Source organism: Flagellimonas profundi (genome assembly GCF_017313275.1).
GTDB classification, from domain to species: domain Bacteria; phylum Bacteroidota; class Bacteroidia; order Flavobacteriales; family Flavobacteriaceae; genus Flagellimonas; species Flagellimonas profundi.
This window is the reverse complement of the sequence record NZ_JAFLNM010000001.1, coordinates 704,127-730,728: the sequence shown is the minus strand read 5'-3', so window position 1 is coordinate 730,728 and position 26,602 is coordinate 704,127. Positions and strand designations below refer to the sequence as shown.

At 42.4% G+C, this 26,602-nt stretch carries 33 protein-coding genes; 9 read left to right on the top strand and 24 right to left on the bottom strand.

Annotation, left to right across the window (positions count from 1 at the left end; translation table 11 throughout):
• Nucleotides 1–61: 61 nt before the first annotated feature.
• The 9 genes from J0654_RS03270 (at nucleotide 62) to J0654_RS03230 (ending at nucleotide 9,372) form a co-directional block, all read left to right on the top strand.
• Nucleotides 62–1,564 carry a thymidine phosphorylase family protein gene (locus J0654_RS03270; protein ID WP_067035877.1) on the top strand — a complete coding sequence of 501 codons (1,503 nt, stop codon included), beginning with the start codon at nucleotides 62–64 and terminating at the stop codon, nucleotides 1,562–1,564.
• A gap of 11 nt (nucleotides 1,565–1,575) precedes the next feature.
• Complete coding sequence (locus tag J0654_RS03265; protein ID WP_067035874.1) at nucleotides 1,576–2,469, top strand: ribose-phosphate pyrophosphokinase; 894 nt, start codon at nucleotides 1,576–1,578, stop codon at nucleotides 2,467–2,469.
• Nucleotides 2,470–2,501: 32 nt separating this feature from the next.
• Complete coding sequence (locus J0654_RS03260; protein ID WP_237685876.1) at nucleotides 2,502–3,119, top strand: hypothetical protein; 618 nt, start codon at nucleotides 2,502–2,504, stop codon at nucleotides 3,117–3,119.
• Between the two features lie 3 nt (nucleotides 3,120–3,122).
• Entirely contained in the window at nucleotides 3,123–3,416 is a 294-nt protein-coding gene (locus J0654_RS03255) for a phosphoribosylpyrophosphate synthetase (protein ID WP_067035869.1), read from the top strand.
• 17 nt (nucleotides 3,417–3,433) lie between these two features.
• Nucleotides 3,434–5,584 (top strand): copper-translocating P-type ATPase, encoded by a 2,151-nt coding sequence (locus tag J0654_RS03250; protein ID WP_176712428.1) that lies wholly within the window; start codon nucleotides 3,434–3,436, stop codon nucleotides 5,582–5,584.
• Nucleotides 5,584–6,843: an MFS transporter gene (locus J0654_RS03245; protein WP_067035866.1), complete on the top strand. Its 1,260-nt coding sequence runs from the start codon at nucleotides 5,584–5,586 to the stop codon at nucleotides 6,841–6,843. The genes J0654_RS03250 and J0654_RS03245 overlap by 1 nt, the downstream gene beginning before the upstream one ends.
• Nucleotides 6,844–6,845: 2 nt before the next feature.
• On the top strand, nucleotides 6,846–8,039 hold the full coding sequence (locus J0654_RS03240; RefSeq protein ID WP_067035864.1) for a phospholipase D-like domain-containing protein: 1,194 nt from the start codon (nucleotides 6,846–6,848) through the stop codon (nucleotides 8,037–8,039).
• A 174-nt stretch (nucleotides 8,040–8,213) separates the two neighbouring features.
• Nucleotides 8,214–8,666 (top strand): pyridoxamine 5'-phosphate oxidase family protein, encoded by a 453-nt coding sequence (locus tag J0654_RS03235; RefSeq protein WP_067035861.1) that lies wholly within the window; start codon nucleotides 8,214–8,216, stop codon nucleotides 8,664–8,666.
• A 199-nt stretch (nucleotides 8,667–8,865) separates the two neighbouring features.
• Nucleotides 8,866–9,372: a hypothetical protein gene (locus tag J0654_RS03230; protein ID WP_116183710.1), complete on the top strand. Its 507-nt coding sequence runs from the start codon at nucleotides 8,866–8,868 to the stop codon at nucleotides 9,370–9,372.
• 25 nt (nucleotides 9,373–9,397) lie between these two features.
• Here the strand turns inward: J0654_RS03230 and J0654_RS03225 are convergent, their stop codons facing one another.
• The 24 genes from J0654_RS03225 to J0654_RS03120 all read right to left on the bottom strand — a co-directional run bounded on the left by J0654_RS03225 (nucleotide 9,398) and on the right by J0654_RS03120 (nucleotide 26,591).
• Nucleotides 9,398–10,216 (bottom strand): NHL repeat-containing protein, encoded by an 819-nt coding sequence (locus J0654_RS03225; protein ID WP_067028995.1) that lies wholly within the window; start codon nucleotides 10,214–10,216, stop codon nucleotides 9,398–9,400.
• The gene (locus J0654_RS03220) at nucleotides 10,206–10,547 is read right to left on the bottom strand and encodes a mercuric transporter MerT family protein (protein WP_166247886.1); all 342 of its coding nucleotides are present in this window, start codon (nucleotides 10,545–10,547) and stop codon (nucleotides 10,206–10,208) included. The genes J0654_RS03225 and J0654_RS03220 overlap by 11 nt, the downstream gene beginning before the upstream one ends.
• Before the next feature lie 5 nt (nucleotides 10,548–10,552).
• Nucleotides 10,553–11,038 carry a heavy-metal-associated domain-containing protein gene (locus J0654_RS03215; RefSeq protein ID WP_067028999.1) on the bottom strand — a complete coding sequence of 162 codons (486 nt, stop codon included), beginning with the start codon at nucleotides 11,036–11,038 and terminating at the stop codon, nucleotides 10,553–10,555.
• A 25-nt stretch (nucleotides 11,039–11,063) separates the two neighbouring features.
• Nucleotides 11,064–11,933 (bottom strand): hypothetical protein, encoded by an 870-nt coding sequence (locus J0654_RS03210; protein WP_083157918.1) that lies wholly within the window; start codon nucleotides 11,931–11,933, stop codon nucleotides 11,064–11,066.
• Between the two features lie 17 nt (nucleotides 11,934–11,950).
• A complete protein-coding gene (locus J0654_RS03205; protein ID WP_116183711.1) occupies nucleotides 11,951–12,220 on the bottom strand; it encodes a thioredoxin family protein in 270 nt (89 codons plus the stop codon).
• 154 nt (nucleotides 12,221–12,374) lie between these two features.
• Complete coding sequence (locus tag J0654_RS03200; RefSeq protein ID WP_067036917.1) at nucleotides 12,375–12,737, bottom strand: metal-sensitive transcriptional regulator; 363 nt, start codon at nucleotides 12,735–12,737, stop codon at nucleotides 12,375–12,377.
• 66 nt (nucleotides 12,738–12,803) lie between these two features.
• Nucleotides 12,804–13,019 carry a GDCCVxC domain-containing (seleno)protein gene (locus tag J0654_RS18260; RefSeq protein ID WP_083158132.1) on the bottom strand — a complete coding sequence of 72 codons (216 nt, stop codon included), beginning with the start codon at nucleotides 13,017–13,019 and terminating at the stop codon, nucleotides 12,804–12,806.
• A gap of 1 nt (nucleotide 13,020) precedes the next feature.
• Entirely contained in the window at nucleotides 13,021–13,644 is a 624-nt protein-coding gene (locus tag J0654_RS03195) for a class I SAM-dependent methyltransferase (protein WP_067036919.1), read from the bottom strand.
• 16 nt (nucleotides 13,645–13,660) lie between these two features.
• Nucleotides 13,661–15,007, bottom strand: a complete 1,347-nt coding sequence (locus tag J0654_RS03190; protein ID WP_067036921.1) for a dihydrolipoyl dehydrogenase family protein — start codon at nucleotides 15,005–15,007, stop codon at nucleotides 13,661–13,663.
• On the bottom strand, nucleotides 15,008–15,631 hold the full coding sequence (gene merTP / locus J0654_RS03185) for a mercuric transport protein MerTP (RefSeq protein ID WP_067036923.1): 624 nt from the start codon (nucleotides 15,629–15,631) through the stop codon (nucleotides 15,008–15,010). It abuts the gene before it with no gap.
• 1 nt (nucleotide 15,632) lies between these two features.
• On the bottom strand, nucleotides 15,633–16,004 hold the full coding sequence (locus J0654_RS03180) for an ArsR/SmtB family transcription factor (RefSeq protein WP_067036925.1): 372 nt from the start codon (nucleotides 16,002–16,004) through the stop codon (nucleotides 15,633–15,635).
• Nucleotides 16,005–16,150: 146 nt separating this feature from the next.
• On the bottom strand, nucleotides 16,151–17,383 hold the full coding sequence (locus J0654_RS03175; RefSeq protein ID WP_116183712.1) for a hypothetical protein: 1,233 nt from the start codon (nucleotides 17,381–17,383) through the stop codon (nucleotides 16,151–16,153).
• Nucleotides 17,355–17,795, bottom strand: coding sequence for a QcrA and Rieske domain-containing protein (locus J0654_RS18390; protein WP_067036929.1), 441 nt, complete (start codon nucleotides 17,793–17,795; stop codon nucleotides 17,355–17,357). Before J0654_RS18390 ends, J0654_RS03175 begins: the two co-directional genes overlap by 29 nt.
• Nucleotides 17,796–18,995 carry a di-heme oxidoredictase family protein gene (locus tag J0654_RS03165; protein WP_083158133.1) on the bottom strand — a complete coding sequence of 400 codons (1,200 nt, stop codon included), beginning with the start codon at nucleotides 18,993–18,995 and terminating at the stop codon, nucleotides 17,796–17,798.
• Between the two features lie 362 nt (nucleotides 18,996–19,357).
• Entirely contained in the window at nucleotides 19,358–20,200 is an 843-nt protein-coding gene (locus tag J0654_RS03160; RefSeq protein ID WP_067036932.1) for a universal stress protein, read from the bottom strand.
• Nucleotides 20,201–20,475: 275 nt separating this feature from the next.
• Nucleotides 20,476–20,652 carry a hypothetical protein gene (locus J0654_RS03155; RefSeq protein WP_162987829.1) on the bottom strand — a complete coding sequence of 59 codons (177 nt, stop codon included), beginning with the start codon at nucleotides 20,650–20,652 and terminating at the stop codon, nucleotides 20,476–20,478.
• A gap of 14 nt (nucleotides 20,653–20,666) precedes the next feature.
• Nucleotides 20,667–20,840: a hypothetical protein gene (locus J0654_RS03150; RefSeq protein ID WP_166247885.1), complete on the bottom strand. Its 174-nt coding sequence runs from the start codon at nucleotides 20,838–20,840 to the stop codon at nucleotides 20,667–20,669.
• Nucleotides 20,837–21,841: a sodium:calcium antiporter gene (locus tag J0654_RS03145; protein WP_067036935.1), complete on the bottom strand. Its 1,005-nt coding sequence runs from the start codon at nucleotides 21,839–21,841 to the stop codon at nucleotides 20,837–20,839. Before J0654_RS03145 ends, J0654_RS03150 begins: the two co-directional genes overlap by 4 nt.
• Nucleotides 21,838–22,749 (bottom strand): cation diffusion facilitator family transporter, encoded by a 912-nt coding sequence (locus J0654_RS03140; protein ID WP_083158134.1) that lies wholly within the window; start codon nucleotides 22,747–22,749, stop codon nucleotides 21,838–21,840. The genes J0654_RS03145 and J0654_RS03140 overlap by 4 nt, the downstream gene beginning before the upstream one ends.
• Nucleotides 22,750–22,785: 36 nt before the next feature.
• Nucleotides 22,786–23,586 (bottom strand): cation efflux transmembrane domain-containing protein, encoded by an 801-nt coding sequence (locus J0654_RS03135; RefSeq protein WP_067036940.1) that lies wholly within the window; start codon nucleotides 23,584–23,586, stop codon nucleotides 22,786–22,788.
• Nucleotides 23,587–23,629: 43 nt separating this feature from the next.
• Nucleotides 23,630–23,842: a hypothetical protein gene (locus J0654_RS03130; RefSeq protein ID WP_229702480.1), complete on the bottom strand. Its 213-nt coding sequence runs from the start codon at nucleotides 23,840–23,842 to the stop codon at nucleotides 23,630–23,632.
• A 34-nt stretch (nucleotides 23,843–23,876) separates the two neighbouring features.
• Nucleotides 23,877–24,005, bottom strand: coding sequence for a hypothetical protein (locus J0654_RS18355; protein ID WP_258537667.1), 129 nt, complete (start codon nucleotides 24,003–24,005; stop codon nucleotides 23,877–23,879).
• Nucleotides 24,006–24,129: 124 nt separating this feature from the next.
• On the bottom strand, nucleotides 24,130–24,564 hold the full coding sequence (locus J0654_RS03125) for a Fur family transcriptional regulator (RefSeq protein ID WP_067035967.1): 435 nt from the start codon (nucleotides 24,562–24,564) through the stop codon (nucleotides 24,130–24,132).
• A gap of 38 nt (nucleotides 24,565–24,602) precedes the next feature.
• Entirely contained in the window at nucleotides 24,603–26,591 is a 1,989-nt protein-coding gene (locus tag J0654_RS03120; protein WP_067035970.1) for a heavy metal translocating P-type ATPase, read from the bottom strand.
• Between the last annotated feature and the right edge of the window lie 11 nt (nucleotides 26,592–26,602).

Sequence of the window (26,602 nt, the reverse complement as noted above, 5' to 3'; positions counted from 1 at the left end):
ATTATAGGAATACTATTGGTGGCATCACCAACACTATTAAAAATAAAATAACGAAAAGGTTATGGAAGAAAAATCGAGTACTTTAAAATATAAACACTTGGGCATTTATACACAGAACGAACATGTGGTTTATATGCGGGAAGATTGCCATGTCTGTGTTTCCGAAGGTTTTGAAGCATTAACCAGAATCCGGGTATCCAATTTCAATACTTCCATCGTTGCCAGTCTTAATGTAATAACGTCGGATGTGCTGCTAGCCGGAGAGATAGGCTTATCGGAAGCGGCGGCGAAAAAATTAAAAGTGTCCGGAAATGAAACACTAAGGGTGTCGCACTTGGAACCTATAGATTCGTTAAGCCATGTAAGGGCCAAAATCTACAATCAAAAACTAGCTTATACGGCCTTCGAAGAAATCATTACAGATATTGTTGAAGGAGATTACTCCAACATTCATCTTTCGGCTTTTATTACGGCCTGTGCCGGAAATAGATTGGATGTCAATGAAATCTCGAATCTCACACAAGCCATGATAGCTTCTGGAAAACAATTGGATTGGAACAAAAAAATCGTAGTCGATAAACATTGTATCGGTGGCTTGCCAGGAAACCGAACAACACCCATCGTTGTAGCCATTGTTGCAGCCTACGGGCTTACCATGCCCAAAACATCATCGAGAGCCATTACTTCCCCGGCAGGAACAGCCGATACCATGGAGGTATTGACCAATGTTACCCTTTCTTTGGAAGAAATCAAAGCAGTTGTTGAAAAAGAAGGCGGATGTTTTGTTTGGGGGGGTACCGCCCAATTAAGTCCGGCAGATGATATGCTCATCAAAATTGAAAAAGCCTTGGATATTGATAGCGAAGGGCAGTTGATTGCATCGGTTCTTTCCAAAAAAGCGGCAGCAGGTTCTACCCATGTGGTCATTGATATTCCTGTCGGCGAAACGGCCAAGGTTCGTACCAATGACGCTGCCATGAAGCTTAAGGAACATCTCGAAGTCGTGGGCAAAGCTGTTGGCCTTACTACAAGAGTAGTTATTACAGATGGCACACAGCCTGTCGGCAGAGGTATTGGTCCAGCCCTTGAAGCAATGGACATCCTTAGTGTACTCAAGAATGAAGTTGATGCACCGAAAGACCTAAGAGAAAGGGCAGTTCTGTTGGCGGGCGAGCTGTTAGAGCTTTCTGGCGAAATCGAATCGGGAAAAGGAAAGCAAACCGCCAGAGGGCTATTGGAATCAGGTAAGGCATATAACAAATTTCTCGCTATCTGTAAAGCCCAAGGTAATTTTAAACAACCTCTCCTAAAACCTTATAAATTCGAAATAAAAGCCAAAAAAACAGGTGTTTTACGGCGTATTGACAATAGAAAGATTGCAAAACTCGCCAAACTTTCAGGTGCGCCCCAATCAAAATCTGCCGGTATTTTACTGAACGTTCATTTGAACGATGAAATAGAAAAAGGCCAGTTGCTGTATACGCTCTTTGCAGAATCGCAAGGTGAGTTGAATTATGCCTTGGAATATTATGAGAACCATGACGATATTATAACAATAGAATAAAAAAAGGACAAATGAAAACTATATTATTCAGTCTTCTGGGAAACCAAGAACTCACGGAATTATTGGCAGAGAAAATGAAAGCGGAAATCGGGGAATGTACCATACGCAAATTTCCGGATGGGGAATCCTACACGCGTATCCTTTCCGATGTAAAAGACAAATGTGTAATCATGGTCTGCACCTTGCACGAACCCGATGAAAAACTATTGCCATTGTATTTTTTAAGCCACACCGCAAAATCTTTGGGCGCGATGTGCACATGCTTGGTGGCTCCCTATTTGGCCTATATGCGGCAAGACAAGGTTTTTCATAAGGGCGAAGGGGTTACTTCTGGGTTTTTCGGAAAATTGATTTCTGGTTTTGCAGATAGCATCACGACCATTGACCCGCATCTACATAGAATACATTCGTTGGGCGAGGTATACAACATTCCGAACAGGGTCATTCATGCAGCGGACGAAATCTCCAAATACATCAAGGAGAACATTCATAATCCGGTACTTATCGGGCCCGATTCCGAAAGTGAGCAATGGGTTTCCGATGTGGCAAAAAAAGCGGGAGTACCCTTCACGGTGTTACAAAAGGTCCGCCATGGCGACCGTGATGTTGAAGTTTCCGTTCCCGATGTAGATAAATATAAGGAAGCGACGCCAGTTTTAGTAGACGACATCATTTCTACGGCCCGGACCATGATAGAAACTACGGAGCATTTGAAAAGTGCGGGAATGAAACCTGCAATATGCATTGGCATTCATGCCGTATTTTCAGGAAATGCCTATCAAGATTTGTGGGACGCTTATGTGGAGGACATCATTACCTGCAACACGATTCCACACCAGTCAAATAAAATTGATTTGAGCGATGTGATCGCCAAGGAAGTAAAAGAGTTGATGCACCACATATGAAAATAGGATTGCACTTAATAGTATACGTTTTTATGATTTTTTCCGCATACCCACAAGATAAAATGTTGATTGGACAATTGTCCGATAGATTGGTGGTACGGGAAAATTTTGATAAAAATGGAGACTTTCTGAACAAGCAAACTTTTAAAGCCGGAAAGCTAAAAGAAGCCAATGGTTACTATGAAATTGTTGTCACAACCGAGCTTTTTGATGAAAAAGGCACCCCGACCGATAAATATACCACCACTTACCGATGCAAACCGGATGAATCCAGTATTATAGTAATGGCCTTCCCTTTTTCAAAGCCAAAATCCAAGGAAACCGAAATCAATACAGTGTCCAAAAATTTCAAGGAACTCTATGACCTTGGGAACTTAGAGAATGTTGAACTCGAAATGAGCTTTGATTCGGGATTGTTGAACTTCTTTGGTTCCAACAGTAAGATTAAAATTTATGACCGCGTGTTGGAATCTAACGGAAATGGGAAAACAATCAAATCCAAAATCAATATTAAGGCCTATGCCATTGGTATACGAATTAAACAATTGGACTATGTTGCAAGTGAAAAACTTACAAGTGAGAACTTGTTATCATTCCAGAAATTTACCGAGAAAGACGGCAGCTATTTTACGATGACATACAAACAATAAATTATGAGAAACTATGACACCCTATCAGAAGCAATTAATGACTTACAGATCAGGGGATATACCTATGATTTCAATTTGGCCCCCGACTGTATAAAATGTGCTTCATTGGAATTGGAAATCCATCCCGAAGAATTTGATGTGGATGAAACCCATCGTTTTGAAGGTATGAGCAGTACGGACGATAACAGTGTTCTTTATGCCATTTCATCAAAAGATGGTATAAAGGGGCTTTTGGTAGATGCCTATGGGGTCTATGCTGAAAATATCTCGGAAGCAATGCGAAAAAAATTACGATAACCCTTAAATAGAATACTATGGACAATCACGAAGAGCAAAAGAACAAAAAAATGGACCATTCTAAAATGAATCACGACAAAGATGACCATTCAAAAATGGATCACTCGAAAATGGAAGACCCAAAATCGGACGACCATAGCAAGATGGATCATAGTAAAATGGATCACGGTTCTGGCGACCATTCAGGTCATAATCCAGGTCACGGTCAAATGGGTCACGACCATCACAAAATGATGATTGCCGATTTTCGAAAACGGTTTTGGGTAACGCTCGTGCTAACCATTCCCATATTGTTCTTCTCGCCAATGATACAGGAGTTTTTCGGATATGAATTTCTCTTACCAGGAAACCCATATATCCTATTTGCACTATCTACCATCGTCTATTTCTATGGAGGTTGGCCTTTCTTAAAAGGTTTTTGGTCAGAGGTCAAAAAGGGTGCACCTGGAATGATGACCCTAATTTCCATGGCCATAAGCGTTGCCTACTTTTATAGTACTGCCACAGTATTCGGACTAAGAGGTGAAGATTTTTTCTGGGAACTTTCAACACTGATCGCAATTATGCTTTTAGGCCATTGGATAGAAATGAAAAGTGTGCTAGGTGCATCAAAAGCCTTACAGCTATTAGTAAGTATGATGCCCGCCGAAGCCCACAGGGTAAAGGGTGATACTATAGAAGATATTCCCTTGGAAGATTTGTTAAAAGACGATGTGATTTTAGTAAAGCCAGGTGAAAAAGTTCCTGCTGATGGGATTATAGTAGATGGTTCGAGTTACTTAAATGAATCAATGCTTACAGGGGAATCCAAGCCAGTGAAAAAAGATGAGAACGACAAAGTAATTGGAGGCTCAGTAAACGGCAATAGCACCTTAAAGGTTAAGGTAGAACATACCGGAAAGGACAGTTATCTCAACAAAGTAATCACAATGGTTGAGGAAGCGCAAAAGACCAAATCTAAAATGCAGAACCTTTCCGATAGGGCGGCAAAATGGTTGACATACATAGCCCTGGCAATTGGTTTTGGCACATTGGCAGTTTGGTTGATTTTAGGCTTCCCTTTTGTATATGCCTTGGAGAGAATGGTAACGGTTATGGTTATCGCTTGCCCACACGCATTAGGACTTGCCATTCCGTTAGTTGTCGCTATATCTACCGCAGTATCCGCCCAAAATGGCTTACTGATAAGAAATCGAACGGCTTTTGAAGAATCCCGAAAAATATCAGCTTTGTTGTTTGATAAAACCGGAACATTGACCAAAGGTGATTTTGGTGTCACAAGAGTTGAATCGGTTAAACAAGAATATTCAACAGAAGAAATCTTAAGGCTTTCAAGTGCCTTGGAACAGAGCTCGGAACATCCTATTGCAGTTGGAATCATAAAAAAGGTCAAAGAAGATAATATTACAATCCCGAAACCAAAAAACTTTAATGCCATTACTGGTAAAGGTGTAGAGGCCAATGTGGAAGGTAAGCAAGTGAAAGTAGTAAGTCCGGGTTATTTAAGGGATGAAAAAATTGCAATTCCTGAAGATGCCTATAGCGATGCCGCTGAAACGGTGGTTTTTGTTCTAATCGATGGAAAATTGGTCGGTTATATTGCCTTAGCGGATGAGATTAGACCGGAATCCGCTGAAGCCATCAAAATTTTCAAAAAGAACAACATCAAAGTCTTGATGGCCACCGGGGACAATGAAAAAACCGCCAAGGCTGTTAGCGATAAATTAGGGTTGGATGGCTATTATGCCGAGGTACTACCCCATCAAAAAGTGGAAATCGTAAAAGAGTTGGAAAGCAAAGGAGAGTTTGTGGCCATGACGGGCGATGGGGTCAATGACGCACCTGCATTGGCACAAGCCAACGTTGGAATAGCTGTGGGCTCCGGCACCGATGTCGCTGCGGAGACTGCCGACATTATTCTAGTAAACAGTAACCCACAGGATATTGCCAATTTGATTTTGTTCGGCAAGGCCACCTACAACAAGATGATCCAGAACTTGATATGGGCCACCGGCTATAACGTGGTCGCCATCCCATTGGCAGCAGGTGTTTTGTACTCATCAGGCTTTGTACTGGGTCCCGCAGTTGGTGCCGTGTTTATGAGTTTGAGCACCATTATTGTAGCCATTAACGCCCAATTGTTGAAAAGAAAAATTGGGAAAAAGTAATGAATAGAAAGGACAAACTTAACAGGATATTTTTAGTGCTGTTAAGTTTATTTGTGGTAATGCTCGGGTACGGTATTTTATTGCCTACCCTGCCCTATTACACGGAAAGACTGGCTCTAAAAGACAATCTGGATACGGACCTTATCAACTTCCATATCGGAATGTTAACCAGTATTTATCCATTGTTCCAGCTCTTGTTCGTTATCGTCTGGGGCAAGCTTTCCGATAAATACGGCCGTAAACCTATAATACTATTGGGGCTTGTAGGTTTTGTCGTGATGAACTTGCTAACGGGTCTTGCCACTTCCCTGTCGATGCTATATATAGCCCGTATCATAGGGGGCATCTTTACGTCTGCGGTTATTCCTGTCAGTAATGCTTATTTAAGTGATATCACTTCAGAAAAGCGAAGGACCAAAATAATGGCCTGGTCTGGGGTCGCTATCAGTTCCGGTGTGATATTTGGCCCTGTTCTGGGGGGATTTCTGTCGCAAACGAACCTACACTATACATACTCTTTTGGAGTGTTCCACTTAGACCGTTTTTCGGTTCCCTTTATTTTGGCAGCTCTTTTGGGCTTTGTGGTATTGCTGATAATCATAAAATGGCTGAAGAATACCGAAATAAAAAATCGTATTGCTTCTGAGGCAGTCAAATTCAGTTTTTCCCTGAGTAACTATTTTATCATTTTGTTGCTCTTGTCCTTTGTGATGCAGTTCGTGGTTACCTTGTTTGAGACCGTGTTTTCAATTTATGGGAAGGATGAGTTGGCCTTTACAACCAATCAGGTGGGTATTGGTTTTATGCTTTGTGGTTCCGTTATGGCAGTTTTACAGCCTGTATTTGCGACCTATGGAGAAAAAATGCTGACCTCGAAACAGCAAATAACATTGGGGTTATTGATTTCCGGTGTTTCGCTAGTTGTCTTCCCTTTTGTGAGCGGTGAACTATACATTTATGTTACTATAATAATTTTCGCAGCAGGGGGAGCCATGGTAACACCAAACCTGCTTTCGGCAGTTTCTTTGATTTCCAAGGAAAACACGGGAAGGAATATATCCATTCAAAGTTCCACGAATAGTATCGGTCAAATTTTGGGTCCGGTATTGGGGACTTGGCTAATAGCGGGAGGGTTTTATTATCCTTTTATTATTGCCGGTACAACCATTTTGGGTGCTATGGGACTGGTTTATTTTTTGAATCGACCAAATAAAGGGATTGACAGGCCATTATTGGCCGACCAGCATAAAAAAGGGTAGCGATGGACCATCGATATGCACTTAGAAAACGTAGTAAAACAGCACTTCAAAATGCTGTTGACAATTCGAAATATGTTGAATTGGTCCGTTCGGGAGAAGACTATTTTTTAAGGCTGGAAATGTTAATCGATAGGGCAGAAAAAGAAATCCATTTACAGACCTACATTTTTGAAAACGATGACACGGGAAACCGTATAGCCTCCTGTTTAAAGAAAGCCGCTCAACGAAAAGTAAAGGTATATGTCTTATTGGATGCCTATGGTAGCGCTGCATTACCCGATAGTTTTGCCCAGGATTTGGTACAGCATGGTATTTTACTTCGTTTTTTTTCGCCTTTATTCTCCTTGAACAATTTTTATATCGGCAGGCGGATGCATCATAAAATTGCGGTCGCCGATGAAAAAATAGCGTTGATAGGCGGAATCAATATTGCCAATAAATACCACGGAACCACAGGTTCGGAACCTTGGTTGGACTATGCCGTTCAGTTGAATTGCCCGGCAGCTGAAAATCTTCAAAAACTGTGTAGCGACTATTTTTTCAAAAAAGGAAGCTCAAAAAAAATACCACCCGTGTTACATTCGGCAGGTAGGGCACTCGTGGGAATTTTACAGAACGACTGGCTACAGCAAAAAACGGAAGTCTGTGATGCCTACACGAACGCCTTCATTCATGCCGAAAAGGAAATAGTTATCATAGGCTCGTATTTTTTGCCTGGAAGCAGAATAGCAAAGGCATTGAAAAAGGCCTGTAAAAGAGGAATAAAAACAACGGTGATCTTAGCGGGCATTAGCGATGTGCCTTTGGTACGTAGGGCTACCGAACATTTGTACTCCTCTTTTCTAGACCACCATATGAGAATCTATGAGTGGAACAAATCCGTGGTACACGGTAAAGCTGCGGTAGTAGATAATAAATGGTCTACCATAGGCTCATTTAACTTGAACAGTCTTAGTTGTTATGGCAGTATTGAAATGAACGTAGAAGTTCACTCGGTCAATTTTGCCAAAATTCTTCGGGCCGACTTTGAAATGGTTATAAGCCAGTGTAGCGAAATTACAAAGGGGAGTCTAAGACAAAGAGCCGGTATATTCAATAAGTTGGGTAATTGGATTTCTTACCAAATGGTACGCACAGCCATGCTTTTTCTAACCTTTCTTCCGCATTTAAGGTTTTTGAAAAATTATAGGTTATAATATGTTGGCAAGTGGTTAAATGGTTTCGCCTCTTTATCTGTCTGTACGGACAAGGCGATAAATCATGAGGCACAACAACTTAAAAAAGGAAATATATAATCGATGATGGAATACAAGTGGAAACTACACTTTGAAAAACACATAAGCAATCAGTAATATTCAAAAACAATAGCAATGACAGATTTAACAACTAGTGCGATTGAGCGCGTCCTCAGAAACAATTACCTCGGCCACTTGGCCTATCTATGGCAAGGGAAGCCTTATTTGATTCCCATCACCTATTATTTTGATCCTGCCGACAATACGATCATTAGCTATACCTCGGATGGCCATAAAATCAATGCGATGCGAAATAACAACTCGGTTACCGTACAGGTAGAAGAAATACAATCGATGTTCAATTGGGAATCGGCCATGGTGCACGGCACATTCGAAGAACTTGAGGGCAATATTGCCAAACAAAAGTTACACCTTTTTACCGAAGGCGTGAAGAGCATTATCCGTAGAAAAGAACGGAGAGAGGTTGAGTTTATCAATGAATTTTCGAGCAAATTATACGAAAGGGGAAATCCGATTGTCTATCAGGTCAAAATACTTGAGATTTCAGGAAAACGACGGGAAACGTAAAGGCAACATCGCTAATTGGATAGACTTTTTTGGCCTTGACAACCCAATAGGTCTAAATTCCAATGCGAGAATCTTATTTGTATTTTGAAATTATATAGTGAATGGCCATTTAAAACAACTTGGAACCTATCTAACTATAGTTCTGTAAAATAGATGTACTAAATGTTAGGATAAGATGTAACTTTATATCAATCAAGTAATGCCAAAACAAACAATTTACATAGTGTCACTTTCCTTGTTGGTTATGTGGTCTTGCAAAAAAGACGACCAAAGTTCACAACAAGTCAACCTTTTGTTTACCGAAAATAATTTAGCAGGAGATTGGAAAAGGATTGCAGAATTTAGAGGGCAACCAAATGATTCATTGGGCATATTGGAGCCCTTGGAAGATTTGTTTGCCCAATTCGAAAATTGCCGAAAAGATGATATTCTCAGATATGTTAAGGGTAACGAGCAAGAAGATAACCGCTATTTCTGGGGAATCGGGGCAATTGCCTGTCATAGCCAGATATCAAAAACTTTCACTGAAATTGGCACTTGGTCTCTCGAAGAATCAGGAAAACTGAGCCATGTTAATTCTAATACAAGTGAATACCATATTGTAATTCAATTAAATGCCCAACAATTACTTGTCAGAAGTGAATCGGATAAAAACGAAAATGGCGAGACTACGTTCGAATTTACGGAGTATGAACGCATAAGATAGCTTTTATAAAAATATCCAATTGATATTACCTGCCATAAAGGGATATAGAATTGTCCTTGAAATTGGCGATGAAAAGCCTTCCCTTGTCAAAGTGAATATCTGTTGGATAGAAAATGCCTTCCTTTAATATTTGCAGCAACTTTCCTTGATAATCAAAAATTAATATCCGGTTATTTTCTTGGTCGGTGATAGCTAATTCATTAGTGCTCAAAGTAATGCCAGAGGCCACGTTTATTTTTTCATTTTGGCCGATCGTAACAATATGATTGCCTTCAAAATCAAAGACCTGAACCCGATGGTTGTACGCATCGGCCACGAATACCTTACCATCCTTTAGTTTTACATCTATTGGATAATACAATTGGCCCTCATTATGGCCTTGCTTTCCAATAGTATAGCTATAATTTGGTGTCTGAACGATGATACGATGGTTATAGAAATCGGCTACCAGAATGGTATCCCCATATACAGAAACACCCGCCGGGGCCTGTGGCCGTTTGTTGATTTTCAACGGACTGGTTTTACCTTTTTTATATTGCCAGATGGTGTCGGTCAAGAATTCGGGTATGTAAAGTGTTTCCTTATCCATATGGATGTTCATCGGCCGTTGTATCCTCGTGATGGAATCCAACACCTTTCCATTCAGGTCGATTTTATACAAGCGGAAATAATCCGGATCTGAAAACCAAATGGCCTCCTCGTCCTTGGCCAAAGCCAAGGGGCGGGCTTCTTTGGGAAGTATAATTTTCCGTTCGAACTGCCATTGTTCTTTCGTTCTTTCACAACCGGATGTGAGAAGAACCAAAGCAAAAACCGAAAAAATGAATAACTTTCTAAAGTTCATACCAGTAGTTTAAAATCATAAGAGCAAGAATCAGCAAGGTAAATGTCCACATAAACCAAGTATTGATGGTACGTTTACTTTTGTCGTTTTGGCAGGATTCCCCTCCACTACATTTTTTTGAACTTTTAAAATTCTTAAAATGGGCAAACCCAAGGGCTCCGACCGAAAATGTGGTCAGAAAGGGTTGGGCAGGATGTACCCATTCAAAACTTCCGCCCAAGAAACCCAATCCCGCGCCGACCGATAGCAGAGCAGGCAAAAAACAGCACATCAAGGGAAGAAGGGCGGCAACCAAGCTGCTTCCCAATACCATTTTGGAAATAGTCTTCATAAAATCTATTCGATTTTGGTTAGTACGATGGACCATTGGCCAGAGAGGTTATCATCTTCCTCATCCTGCACCGTTCCGCTTATGCTTGCTGTTCCAACGGTTAATTTTTGTAACAACGCCGTAGGCGTATCCTGCGATACCGAAAATCGTTCATTAGCGGTCTCAATGTACCATTGGCCATCTTCTTTCGTTGCGTTTCCAATTAGGGTCACTTCAGCTTTTTTTGCCGAAAAACCGTTCTTTTTTACCTCTTCCTGAATGCTACGTAATTTAAGTCCGTTCTCGGCAGCCAATCCCATATATGCCTTTCCGTCATTGAGGCTGACACGCACTTCCTGAAGCCCATCCATCTTTTTCAGTCCCCGCTCTAGGCCATAGGCGCAAGGGGCGCAATCCATTCCATAAACTTCTTGGTCAACTTTGGTAATTTGCCCCGATGCTGTGCCAATTCCGAATAGACCTATCATCATAATTCTAAATATATTTCTCATTTTATACATTTTTAAAATTCTTGCTTTATAACCAATAGCTTAAGTTTATGGCCAATCGATACCTTTCTTTCACTGCCCCAAGTGTCAAGTCCTGTACGACCGGAAACATCGCACCGAACGATATTCCCCAAGCGCCATATAGTCCAAGAAAAGAGGGCCCGACCAGTATTTTTGTACTGCGCGAATCTGTAAAGTCCATTTGCCCCTCAAATTTATTGTCGCCAGGGAATTCGGCCAATGATTCTATGAAAATGCGCCAATCGGGCTTTGGGTAATCGCCCATAAATATATTGGGGCGATACCCCACTACCGCACTGGCGTAGGGCAGGTCGCCCAATTGTTCGCCACCTTTCTCAAAATAATATTGGTATCCGCCACCGATCCATCCATACCAAGTGCGCGAGGCATAGCCCGTTGAAATGGCCGCGTGTACCGAGTTGCCCACATTGGCCTGTCCCCTGACATCATCCGTCGGCGCAGAAACGCCCACGATGGCGGTGGACTCAAAGCGTTTTCCAACCCCAAAGGCGTTCGAGAAAAACCGGTACCAAAGGGAAGCCTCAATATCCCCGTTGGCGGGCATATTGCTGTTGCCCCGTGTCCTCGGTGCATCACCCAACCTTTCTATCATCGTGGGGGTGGTCAGGTTTATCTGCAGGTCTTCCGTAATGCCATAGGAAAACAGATAGCGGAGCATATAGGACGTTTCGGTCTCCGTACTTAGGCTCATTCCCGCCACGTTCAAATCGACCCCACCTTTGGCAAGGGTCGGTGTCTGAAGCCCATAGAGTGGGCCGTGGCCTTGGGCCATCGCCGATCCTGATATGGCCAATAACAATATCAATTTGAGATAGGGAATGTTCAATGATATTTTAGGGAATACTTTGTTAATCATACTCAAACACATTATAATTAGGATTGTCCGATTCCCGCTTCTACCAATTTCACTTCGGTGATAGCCGAATCCTTACAGCATTCCAAGAGCTCACCGTTCACTACCACAGCGGGAACTTTCTTTATGCCATATTCATCCATCTTATCAAGACAGGTCTTGTCTTCACATTGCTTGACCAAATCATATGTGGTTACCTCACATTTATCGCAGGCCATTTCCTTTATCATTTTGACCACTGGGTCACAGACCGGACAATTGGCCGTAAAAACTTCTACTTGACGTTTCATATTTCTGTTTTTTAACTATTTAAAATTTCTTTACGCGTCATTGAATTCAAACAACGAATCAAAGGTAGATTGGTGGGTAGGGTGGTCTCCAAATAAAATTTCAAAAAAATGGCCCGCGTCGTGCAGGCCATCAAATCGGTTGTGATTGCGGGGGTCAAGCATTTTTGTGGTTTTCGAGCTTGGCCTTTAGTGCATCTATCTCCCTCATCTTTTCCGTTAGGCTGTCCAATTCCAAATCTGGAAACTGTTTTCTTATAAATTCGATACGGCCTTCATTGCCACAGTTTCCAGGGCAGGCTTCGACAGTTTCAGATATTTTTATGGCCAAAGCTTTTCGATAAACTTCGTCCAGTAACAGAAAATGAGCTTTATCCAATCCTTTCTGTGCTGCCTTGAACTGTATTAAAATCTTCTCTGGGTCTGTATCTTCATCGAGCATTTTAATGAGGCCACCAATTTGCCCATTGATACTTTGCAACCTCTTTTTTATGTCCTTGCTTAAATCTCGTGGTATCATCGATTTTAAAATTTTGGCAATATATAATTGTACTGGGGGTGCTCTACAAATTTATCCCGAAATTATTCAACAACAACCAGAGCCTTCTTGTATTGGTGGGCAGACTACCGTCCCATAAGAGCAAAAGACACAGCAATCGCCTTCCTTTGGTCTTAATATTTGATTGCAGTTTTCGCATTCATAGAAAAACTGACAGGCCGTTGTTGGCATTTCCTCCTCTTTCGTATGTCCACATTCGGGACAGGTAATGGTTGAATTTAAAAGGATTCTCTCGTAGTCCATATTATTTTTTCTGAAACAGGTTATAAATAAAATTTTGCTCTGTTTTAAAAGGGGTTTTATGAATTTTTTCAAAGGATTCCAATAGGGTGAAATCTACTTTAAACAATTCCTTTAGTTTTTCAGGAGAATATTGGGCAATCTCCAATCCACTACATCTTTTTGGGCCGGTGGTCGAAAAAGTTGCCAGTATAAAATACGCTCCCGTCTTAAGGGAACGACCTAGTATGTCAATATACTTTAAGATATCTTCTTCCCGTGTGAAGAAATGAAAAGTAGCCCGGTCGTGCCATAACTCAAAGTCTTGGGTCGGTTCAAAATTCAATATGTCCGAATTTATCCACTGCACCTTTGTGGCTGACTTGCCTAATTTTGATTTGGTACGCTGAAGTGCATTTTCTGAAATATCAAGAATGGACAGGTTGTTATAGCCATTTTTCAACAAATGACTGATAAGGTTTGAGTTCCCCCCGCCAATATCAATAATTGAACTATCTTTGGGTAAGTCAAGGGAAGCTATAATATCCAATGAAGTCGAGGGTTTCCCTTCAAACCAACTTACTTCTTCATCACTTTTTCCGGTATAAACCTCTTCCCAGTGCTTTTTAGTGTATTCATCACTTTTCATAAATTTTGATATTTTGTTAAAGCATATAGGGAATATCCGAGGATAATGTTGGATAAGAAAAAATCATAGTCCTTAAATCGTTGATCCTCATCTTGGTCTTTATCGCTATTGCGAACAAATTGATGGTTTCCTCGGCGTTGGGACCAATTAAATGTGCTCCCAGTATCGTATGATCTTCTTTATCGACAATAGTCTTAAAGGCATATTCCTTAACATTCAACCGCTCTGCGTTGAACCAATTGCCCACCTCGTTATAATTGACCTGATATTCGATTTTTTGTGATTTGGCCTCTGCCTCGGTCAGACCTACGGCTGCTAATGTTGGCAAAGTGAAAACTACGGAGGGCATAGGTGGATAGCTCACTTTTTTCGTGTTCCCCTTGATGATATTCGAAGCTACAATATGTCCTTCCATAACGGCAACAGGTGTCAGGGGCAGTCCTTTTGAATCTGCCGCATCTCCGGCCGCATAAACATTTGGGTTCGATGCGCTTTGAAGATATTCGTTGACGGCAACCCCTTCTTTTGAAAAGGATATTCCGGACTTGTCCAGCTCCAAATCAAAAATTGCAGGCGGGCGACCGGCCGAATTGAAAACGGTTTCCGTTCTAAATGTCATTTCTTTACCGTCGGTAGTTCCTTTAACTGTATAGTGGTTATCTCTCTTTTCGATTTTAGAAACCTCGGTCGCTAGAACCAGTTTTATTCCCAATTCCTTCGTGGCATTTATCAAGTGTACTACAATATCCTGTTCAAAGTTTTCCAAAGGTCGTTTGCCCCTATGTACAATAGTTACATCGGCACCACAACGGGCGGCGATATGTGCAAATTCAAAGGCGATGTAACCTCCGCCAATAAAGAGCAGGGATTTGGGTAGCTCCTTTAAATTGAGGAAATCGGTACTCGAAAGTGCCAAGTACCCACCTTCAAAATCCAGTACCCTTGGTTTTGCGCCCGTTGCAATCACAATCTTGTCGGCTTCGATAGTATCTGTTCCCAACTGTAGGGTATTTTTGGACAGAAATTTTGCCGAAGAATGATAGGTGTCTATATCATTATGCCTGTATCCTTTTTCTATTTTGGGCGGCATTGCATCCACAAAGGATTGTTTGAAGGCCATAATATCCCGCCAATTGACATTGGGAACCGTATCGATACCCTTATCCTTTAAGCGTATTGCAAAATCCCTTACTTCTGTCGCACCGATGATTACCTTTTTGGGGTCGCAACCTCTTAGCGCGCAGGTTCCACCGTAGGGCAGTTCGTCAGTAATGCCTACCTTAAGGCCTTTGGAAGCACATTTATTGGCAATGGTCATCCCTGCCATCCCGGAACCGATAACAAAAACATCGTACTTTTTCATCTACTCGTTTTCTTTGTTTTCACCATCGATTACTTTATAACCTGTGCTGTTTATCGCTTTTTGGATTGCGGCCAAATCGGTTTTGGTCTTATCATATTCCACTAGGGTATTCGCACCTTCGTAACTGGCCTTGACGGATAATATGCCATCCAATTTGTTGACCTCGCTCTCTACGTGGGCTTCACACCCTGCGCAGGTCATTCCCTCAACATTAAACGTGTGCTTTACAATATTGGATTGCGAGACATAGACAATGTCCTTACTCGGCTGTGCATAAAACATATTGGAGTAATATGGAAACGCCAGCATCAATCCCGCGAAAACCGTAACTATTAAAAGAAAGCTTTTGGATTGCCAAAAGGAGGGTTTTGTATCATCCTCACAGGTACAGTCAATTTCCTCCTGTGTTTTTGGTCGTAGTTTCTGGTACCAGGCAAAGACCAATACGAGTATAGTGCTGCTGATAAGATAAGGCCGAAATGGTTCCACCCAAGAAAACGTGGATGCGATTCCACTGGTTCCTGCAATCAAAGCCAAAACCGGGGTTATACAACATATTGATGCCGCCATGGCCGTCAATATTCCTGCGTAGGCTACCTTGTTCGAGGTTTTTCCTGTTTCCATTTTATGCTACCTTTTTATTTTTCTGAATTTTAATAAACACATTTTCCAATATTTCGTTATGATTCTGGACCAATGAATAATACAGGGTTTGCCCTTCACGTCTCGAAACAATCAGTCCCACATCCTTCATTTTACGTATGTGCTGTGAAATTGCGGGCACGCTCATTTCAAGTATATCGGCAAAATCACAGGGACAAAGCTCACCTTCCTCATATAACAGGAATAATATCTTTAACCGTGTTTCGTTACCGGCCAGCGCGAGTATTTTGCTGATTTCGGAAATTGCCTCTGAGTTTGTTCCTAAGGTTTCGCGACAACGCATTAGTTGCTTTTGGTCGGCCTCGGCGCGTGTACAACTTAATTCAAGTGCCATAGTACTGTTTTTGACAAAGATATATTAATATAATTATTTAAGCAAATACTTAAATAATACTATCCATCGATGCTCTTTTAAAATCACACCTTACTTAAGTACATTCTACCCGGTATGAAATCAAAGCAGCTTTGTAGAATATTTTATTAAAAATAGGTGCTGAATCCAAAATACCATGTAGCGGTTCTTGAGGATGGATTGTTGAGAATATCATGTTGCCACTGGTATCTGTAGTTAATCCTTAGAACGGTCTGTGGTGCGGGCCTAAAGCTTATTGCAGGTGTAATTGCGAATAAATCATCCCCAATATTCGTATTGGTCTGGGCAAACCTGCCAATGTTGTAATCCACATAATCCGTTCTGAGCGATAGATTGAGTATGGCATCTTCCCAGTCCAATACTGCGGTACTTAGTATCGGTTGAACAATGTCCACAAAAAAACCAACTTGCCGATCACCAAATTGCTGCGTAAAAGTGTCCGGAACATCGACCCATATGTAGGCCATCTCACCGATAAACCTTGTCCCCGTTTTTTTAATGGCAGTATTTAAATCCAGGGCAAGAACATCTACCCTTCTTGATTTTGTATCAACCTGAAGCCCATCAACTTCTTTCCTGTTGTATGCCCCGCCCATATAGGAAATGCCCAATTCTCCTAATTTTCTGTGCTTGATGGCGAACTTTCCATTGAGGAGCGCATTGCCGCTAAAATTCTCCTCGAAACGCGAGGAATTCTCCTTGACTGCGGCCAAAAATGTCCTTTCTTCCTCATTATCTATAATGCTTGTATCAAAGCCATTGGTGAGGTATGCTTCATAGCCCAAGGTCCAAGCTCCCTTATATGCCTTTCCATATATACCAAATCCGGCATTGGAGAAAGTGGCGGGCAACAAATTGGTGCTGACATCTGGCCGCTCGACAAACTCCCATTTTGGTCCGTCGTGATTTTGATTAAAGGATCCTATTGGATTCAGTACGATGCCTCCCCTAAGGTTCAACAAGGGGTGCAAGGCAATGTCCATTGAGGCGAATTCAATGGCAATTTCCTCTGTCCCGTTTTCAAATTCCAGTTCGGTCAAGAACTTAATGCGCTTTGAAATGGACGCCGAAACGAAAAGGGTCAATCTTCGGGCCTGAAAAGAAAGCCCCTCCGACAATCCGTCCTCAATACTGTAGATTGAGTTCGCCTCAAGATAACCACCAAGATTGACTGGAAATTTATCGAAAGTCAAAAACGGACGGTCATAAACCGCATCCATATTCATGGATTCCCGAATACTGTCCCTATCGATGGTTTGCGAGCTAAGGGTTAAAACGCAGACGTTCATTAAGACAAAGGCCACATATATTTTACCGGACATGCACATAGATATTCTCATAATCGGTGGTTATTTCAAATGATTCTAGGTTTTCTTCGGCCGGCCCTTCTAAAACCCTGCCTGAACGGTCGAACTCACTGCCATGACATGGACAGTTGAATATGCCGCCGCCAATGTTGAGTTCACAGCCCCTATGGGTACATTGCATCAAACTGGCCAGATAATTACTGTTTTGTGTTTTGAATATTCCGATCGGATATCGCATGGAATCGCTCTGGATGACTACGAAATCACGTTCAATCTGCTTTCCCCCTTTCACCTGTTGAAACTCACCCTTTGAAATTCGTAGCACTCTCCCTTCTTCAACAAAGGAAGCATAATACAGGCCTGCGCAACTACTGAGCAAAGCGGAAGAAGCTGGCAGGACTGCAATCAGATATCCAAATTGTTTAATAAAATCTTTTCTATGCACCTATAGGGAATTAATGAATTTTATCAGTTGTGATTTTTCTTTTGGGGTCAGGGACAAATACCGGGCTTTTGAATTATCGGCCTCACCGCCGTGCAATTCAATTGCCTCTTCAATGCTCGAAGCCCTTCCATCATGTAACAGGAACATTTGCCCGCCTTGGGAATTGGCCGATAAACCGATTCCCCACAGCGGTGGGGTTCTCCATTCAGAAGTCCCGACATTTCCTTCGGTGAATCCATCATCCAATTCAGGCCCCATGTCATGTAACAACAAATCCGTGTAGGGATGAAATTCCTTAAGGGATAACGATTCAATTGGGGAAAATCCTGTGGTCAACGTGGGTGTGTGACAGACAGCACATTGTACAGATTCAAAGAGTTCTTTCCCAGCAATTACATCGGGGTCTGTTTGATTTCTGGGAATTGGTGCTTTTAAGGTTTTAAGGTAGAAAACGACATCGTTCAAGGTCTGGGTGCTTATTTCAGGATCCTCTTCAAGTCCACTGAACGGGTCTATAGGGTCATAAAGGGATGTAATTCCTATGTCCTGGTTATATGCGCTGACGCTTTGGTGCAACAAATCATAACTACCCGCTTTCTTTCCAAACCTGAAGATATAATTGTTTCCCTGGGGAACACTATTATTCCGAATCTTGGTGAATTCAGGAGGAATATTGTAGTGAGGCCTTCCACTAATGCCGTCCTGATTTTCATCAGAAGGGTCTGCGTGAGCCAAAATATCCGCATCAGAGACAGCATCCAACAAACCCAATCCCGTCACCGCCGGAGCGACCAAAATGGAAAATGGGAAGCCTTCCGGCACGGTCTCCGGTTCAAAACCCGGTATGGCTTTATTTTGAATCTGGTTCCTGCCATCACCAAAGGATAACATCGAGGGTATGGTCAAATCATTGTTACCAAACCTAATAAGTTGATTAAATGGGTGACCTTTTCCATCCCCTGAATGGCAACTTGCACAGCTGGTGCCAACAAACAAGGGACCAAGGCCTTTTTCAACGGTAAAAACATCATCGTTAAAGGCAATATCCCCGGCTAAAAAACGCTGTTGCTCACTAACGGACAATCCATCCAACGGCCCATCCAATAACTCAAACTCCATAGGTTCTTCGGGGCCGAAATTTTCACAGCCAAGTAGAGCGATTAAGGACAGACCAATGTAAAATTGAATAATTTTAGGCATTGCTATATTTATATTTTTGTAAATATAAATATATTTTTAGTTTAGTCTAAATTTATTTATAGTAATTTATCAAGAAAGAAGTGTTTACATCTTAAAAGGGTTGTTGATTTAATTATGCAAATCCCGTACTGTGGGAAATTGTGCGTTGGTCAGAATGAAAATTTATATTTCGATACTTACTATTCCTAAGTCCACTTCATCTTCTGCAATCGAACCGCATTGAATATTGCCAATAACGCTACTCCCACATCGGCAAATACGGCCTCCCACATTGTGGCAAGTCCACTAGCTTCCAGAATGAGCACGATAATTTCGCGTAGTAAGCGAAAACTAATATTTACTAGAGCACATAAGTAGAAGGGCTACTTAACTATCAGCAATGGGGCCTTGGAGGCATACAGCATTTTTTTTCTTAGCCCCTTTTTGAAAACTGCCTCAAAAAATCCGTGTTCCCTGTAAAGCAAAACCAATAGGTCTATTGGGGTTTCAGTCAAAAATTCATCGATACCCTCTTCGGGTTTGCCTTCCTCGATAACTGTAAAAGACCATTGATTAGGTACAAGAAGTTTGCCAAATCTTTCACGAATAAATGCTTTCTCCGGCACCCTTTCCTGTTTGTCCGCTATATGTACAAAGTGCAATTGTGCATTATAGTTTTCCAATAATTTGGACAACATTTCAAAATCTATTCTATTATCCATACTATCCGTATCCACTGCGACCCCGATACGCTTATATGCAGTATAGCTGGCATCTTCAGGTACGGCCAGTACTGGACAAGGTGCCTTTTGTGTCACCTTTTCGGTAACGGTTCCAATAAAAATTTCATCAAATCCCGAAGCCGTACCCTTGGTACCCATAACGACAAGACTGGTATTTATTTCCTTAGCTAGGCCAGAAATCACATCGACCGTTGCCCCGAAACCGATCATTGCTTGAAATTCCAACTTGTCCAGTTCAGGAAAGCCTCTTAGAAACTTATCCAATTTTTCTTTATTGATTTTTTCTTGTGATGCTGTGGTATCTGTTACATTGTGTGCCATAGTTGCCATCCCGATGGGCGTACCGGATGGATATGCCACTGAATAGGCGTGGACAAAAACCAGTTTTGATTTCAATTTTTGTGCTAGCCCAATAGCATAGCTCACCGCATTTTCTGAAACCTCTGTGAAATCTACAGGTATTAAAATTCCGTCATCTTTCATATCATTTTGTTTTTATTGATTTGACTTCATTAATCTTTCTTTTTAGGTTTAATTATTCAATTGAAAAGCAGGTAAAAACCATATAGAATTGCATCTAGAAAGGCAATTGTCAGCACCGCAAGGAACATTGCCACAAAAACCAACAGGCAATACGCTTTCTCCTTTCTGGTTCTCACTTTTTTGTTTATTGAATTACCCTTTTTTTCCTCTAGTCTCCGCTTTCTCCTTTCCCGTGACATAATGTACTGTGCTTTACTTAAATTAACGCACCAATGCTATCCCCTAAGGTCATAAAACCATTCTTCTGCACGTTTGATTCCCTCCGTAATGGCCTTCTCACGAGAATACCCATTCTCCTTTACCAATTCTTGCGCAATTTTGAGGGCCTTCTTCCGAACTGACGGCTGTAGGCCATCAAGCTTTGTTTTGAAATCTTCAAATGTCCAGTCCATATTCTATACTTTTTTTAGAGCTTTCGCCCTTCCATCTCTGCTTTTACAATACCGCGTTCAAGGGCTTCCTCCTTGGAGCATTGGTTTGTTATATAGTATTCTTCAGCATACTTTACGGCCAATTTGTGGATGTTTTCATCCAGCATATTGAGCCTCATCGAGCAATCTTTAAAAAGTTCCTTTTTCATCTATCAAAAAGTTTCAACACGAAAAAAACCATGACCAGTAAATAGGCGACATAGGCAGCATCAAACACAAAAATTTGCCAACGAGAGAAACCGTGCAGTTCCTTGCTTTGATGCACAAATAGTGTGTAAAGCAGCGGCATAAGCCCGACAAAGGCCAGGTTGACCCAGAACAGTTCAAAATCCTCAATGGGGGTGGTTACCAACGCCAGCGGAAAAAATGCCACCGTCATCGTTACGGCATTGTCCGCTATAACACTGGTGGTACCCGCAGTCACCTCTCCCCCTTTTACCACGCTCCAGGTCTTGAATATTTCCGGTGCGGTGGTCATTATGCCCGTGATGAAAAGGCCTCCCACGATTTCAGAAATATTTAGGGCAGAAACAATATTTTCGGTCGCCTTCACTATGAAAAATGCTCCGACTGCTATGGCCAAGGCCCCGGCAATCGATAACCAGACCTGTTTTTTGTTCCATTCTACTTTTTTGCCCTTTTCCTTGCCTTTTATGATTGCGTGAGTCAAAAAGGCAGCATAAGCGACCAGCATAATCCACCCGTCTATTGGTTGTAGCCCGCGCCAGGGCTTTGGCAAGGTCAAAATGGCCACAAGGGCGATAATGCCCAAGTATGGAAGGGACAGTACGGAAACCGAACGTTTGTTCAATGCCAGAACGTTTTTATCAAGATGCTCTTGATGTTCCTTGTTGTTCTTGAACTGTTTCCGGGAAGCAAAATAAGCTATGGTCACCATTAAGGGAATGGAAATAATATTGGAACCCAACAAATTTCCCAGGCCAATATTGGAGACTCCCCGAGCTGCACTGGTAATATTTATGGCAACTTCAGGGCTTGCCGTTACAAAGGCAAGAAAAGCGGCTCCAGCGGAAGCGGTAAGGCCCCATTGCTTGCGGAGCAACTTTAAAGGGGTCAACAATCGATCCGCACCCCAGTGTGCTGCCCAGGCCGCTAGGCCCAAAACGAGTACCCATAGCCAACTGTTCATAATTCTGTCATTTTAACATTTCTCTCTTTGCTAGGTTCGATATGGATGTGCACGTCAAGTATCTCGGAATATGACCTGAACAATCTCTCCTTTACTTTGTGTGCAATATCATGGCCCTCGGTCACAGTTAATTCCCCATCGATCCAAATATGCATATCGATATGAAAGGCCGTTCCCATCTTTCGGGAATGGCAGCGCTCTACCCTTACCACTTCAGGAACGGCTTCGGCCTGTCGGATAACCTCATTTCGAAATTCGGGCTCAACAGCTTCGTCCAGCAACTCCCTTACCGATGACCTAGCTATTTTATAGGCATTGAACAGAATAATGCCCGCTGCAATGAGTGCCGCGAAATCATCCGCTATCTCAAACCCTTCGCCACCGATCAATGCTATGGAAATACCTATAAAAGCGGCTATCGACGTAATGGCATCACTCCTATGGTGAAATGCATCGGCCTTGACGGCCGAACTATTGATTTCATCACCTGTTTTCATGACATAACGATACAACGCCTCTTTCGTGAGGACAACAAATACCAGTATGAAGAGTGTGAAGGGTGCAGGAGTTTTGTGGGGTACCAGAATATGGTCGATGCTGTCCCTTATGATTATACCACCTGCAATGGTTAGGGCTATAGCAATACCCACCGCCACCAGGGCCTCTATCTTACCGTGTCCGTAGGGATGGTTTTCATCCGGTGGCCTTGACGACCATTTCAACCCGGCCCATAATAGTGCGGATGTCAGCACATCCGCCCCGGATTCGATCGCATCGGCAATAAGGGCATAAGAATGCCCGAACACCCCGCCCAAACCTTTGATCAATGCCAATAATGCACTGATCAAAATACCTACGAGGGTAGTTTTGAGTCCTATTCGGGATATGGCATTTGGATTCCTTTCCAAAATCTTTCTTTTGCTATTTCTTTTCTTCCCAATACGTTATTTGGACAATTTTAAAATTCTAATGGCTCCTCGCATCACAAAGGCAAATACAATACCGCCTATGACCAAATCGGGCCATTTACTGTCTAAAAAATAAACCAGCACCCCTGCCAGTATTACCCCGCCGTTCACAATAATGTCGTTTGAGGTAAAGATGGCACTTGCCTGCATATGCGCTTCCTTGCTTTTGGCCTTGTTTATCAGCCATAGGGAAACGAGGTTGCCGATAAGGGCGAAAATGGAAACGATTATCATCCATTGGAACAAAGGGGTTTCACTACTGCTCAAAAACCTTCTCAGGACTTCCGAAAATCCCAGCAGGGCCAAGGCCATTTGAAAATAGCCACTGAACTTCGCCACTTTCTTTTTTCTGGAAATAGCGCCGCCTACGGCAAAAAGGCTCAACGCGTACACAATGGAATCGGCTAGCATATCTAGTGAATCCGCAATAAGGCCCATCGAGGAAGAAATCCAACCCGTGGTCATTTCGATAACGAAAAACCCAAAATTGATGTACAAGACCCACCAGAGTATCTTCTTTTGTTTGGTCTCGTCTTCGGCAATAGGTGTTTCCGCCTTTTCTGTTCCCAAAAGTTTTTCCCCCAGCTTTAATGCACCCAATTCCACGTTTATTTCTTGGGCATTCCCCTGATGGTACACATCCAACTTTCTATTCGGAATGTCAAAGTCCAGATATTTGATTTGAGGGTTTGACTCCAGTTTCATCCTTATCATCTGTTCTTCTGAAGGGCAATCCATTTGACTTACCTTAAAAGTGGTTTTGTTTATGGTGGACATTTAAATAATCTGTATTAAATTCTACGTTTGGTCTTTTCACTCTTTACTTATTATGGGATTCCATATATTTTTCCAAAATCGATTTTAAGCTCTCCAAATAATCAGCGAACGATTTAATGGTCGGTTTTGCTTCATCATCTACGGGAATCGTTATGGGGTTCTCATCCAAATACCGATAGAGTTCGGGATATTCGTGTTCAATCCTTACTGTCAATTCGTTGATTTCCTGGGTTAGCTTTTGAATTTTCTTCATCATCTTATATTTTATATGGTATTACTTGCCCCAATATTTATATATGCAATGCCCTATCTTCGGTAGCGGCCAGAAAGGCTTCCTTAAAGGTTTCTGAAAATGTGGGATGCCAATGGGGCATCCGTGCGATATCCTCTGCCGCTGCCCTGAATTCCATTATCGCCAAAACACAAACCAATAATTGTTATATCATATTTTTCTATAGTTGTATTTTTTTGGTTAAATAAGGTGGAAGAACCTTGAACTTGACTCTTGGGCGCAAGGGTTCAAAGTTCTGGAACTCCCACCTGTTATTTTTTCTTACATTTCACGCATATTCCTTTTAATACCAGGTTGACATCGTTTATTTTATAATCAGCTGGTAAACTTTCTTCCGGTATTTTATTTGGCAAACAGATTGTTTTCTTACATTCGGTACAATGAAAGTGCAGATGTAAATCTGAACCGTATTCACCTTTTGCATTTTCACCGGAAATCGCAAATTTTGCCACTCCGGTTCCATCATTTATCTGATGAATAAGTCCTTTATCCTCAAAAATCTTAAGGTTGCGATAAAAGGTCGTTCTGTTTGCTGTCTTATTGGTTTCGCTCTTTTCAGCAAAGACCTTTTTCAAGTCGGAAAAGGACACGGCACTTTGCTTCCTTCTCAGATACCTGTATATCTTGGACCTCATTTGAGTAGGGCGAATACCGTAATTCGACAATATTTTTTCCGTTTTGTTCATTTTTAACCTTGATTCAAAGGCAATCTCCTTTATTGAATTTATTTTTTGTAGGCGAGCAAACGCAATGCATTGACCACCACTACCAACGTAGAGCCCTCGTGAATGGCCACGGCTATCCCTATACTTGCCCAACTCATAATTGTCGCAGGAATTAAAAGGGCAACAACCCCCAAGCTAACCCATAAGTTTTGCTTGATTATCGCCTTCGCTTTTCTGCTTAAACCGATGGCAAAAGGCAAGGTTTCCAGTTTGTCTGCCATTAGTGCTATATCTGCGGTTTCTAAAGCCACGTCGCTTCCCGCCGCACCCATTGCAATACCAACGGTACTGTTTGCCATAGCAGGGGCATCATTGACCCCATCACCTATCATTGCCAGTTTATTTTCCTGTTCCGCAAGTTTTTTGATGGCCTCCACTTTTTCTTCGGGAAGCAGACTTCCGCGAGCTTCGGTCAACCCAATTTCCTCGGCTACGGCATCTGCCACTTTCTGGTTGTCGCCCGTAAGCATTATCATTTTCTTGATGCCTATTTCCTTTAGTTGGGCAAGGGTTTCCTTGGCTTTTTCCCGTGGGGTGTCCATCAGCCCCAGCATCCCTATAAATTCATTGCCCCTTTTTATTAGCATCGTGGTCTTTCCTTCCCCTTCAAGCGCTCTTACCTTTTCTGATACATCGTCGGGTACGCCCTTATCAATATCCTCGAAGAGTTCCAGGTTACCAATGTAAATGGAATTCCCTTGATAGTTTGCCTTTATGCCCTTGCCCTGTACGGCCTCCAAATCATCGGCATCCGGAATCTTTGTGTCCTTCCCGAGCCGTTCCATTCCGTCCCGTACAACTGCCTTTGCCAGGGGGTGGTCGCTCAGTTCCTCAACCGCAATCGCGATTTCCAACAGTTCCTTTTTATCTATACTGCCAAAACTTTCGACGTCGGTAAGCTTTGGTTTTCCTTCGGTAAGCGTTCCTGTCTTGTCAAAGGCCAATGCGGTAAGCACCCCTAAATCTTCCAATGGGCGACCGCCTTTTATCAAGACCCCGCCACGCGCAGCCCTTGCCACACCACTCAATACAGCAGATGGCGTCGAAATGGCGAGCGCGCACGGACTTGCAGCTACCAATACCGCCAAGGAACGGTATAGGCTTTCGCTCCACGGTTCATCGATGACCAAAAAAGCAAAATTCAGTGCAACGACCAGTATAATGACCGCTGGCACATAGTACCGCTCAAACTTGTCGGTCAACAACTGGGTGGGCGATTTCTGGTCTTGAGCCTCCTGAACCATAGTGACCAAGCGGTTGAGGGTAGAATCTTTTGCCTCTTTGATTACCTTTATTTCAAGGGTATTGTTGCCATTGATGGTTCCTGAAAATACACGGTTCTCATTGGGAATATTGCTTTTTGAGGTATACTCTTTGTCCGGATTTTCTATTGGTGTTTTGTCCACCGGAACGCTTTCCCCGGTAATGGGTGCCTGGTCAACACTACTGTTACCTTTTACAATTACACCATCGGCGGATATCTTGCTGTTGGGGCGCACCACGATGATGTCGCCCACCTGTAGTTCTTCAATACCCACTTCAACGGTATCGTCATCTTTCTTGAGAAGGGCTGTTTTTGGGGCGAGGTCGGTCAGTGCCGCAATGGACTTTTTTGCCTTGCCCATTGCATAGTTTTCCAATGCGTGACCCAGACTAAAAAGGAAAAGCAACAAGGCACCTTCTGCCCATTCGCCCAGATAGGCCGCCCCCGCAGCCGCGACCAGCATCAGGAAATCGATTTCAAATTCGCCCTTGGCCACTTTGCTAATAGCTTCCTTCAGGGTAAAATAACCTCCAAAAAAGTAGGCCGCAATATAGAGTCCAAAAGGAATGTTTTCTGAAACCCCTGTAAATTTCTCCAATAGGAAACCTGTTATTAGTGTGACCCCACTTAATATAGCAAAATAGAGTTCGGTGTTTTTGCCGAAGATGCCACCGTGGTCGTGATTGTGGCCATCGTCATTACTATGTTTTTCCTTGTCATTCATATTATTAATCG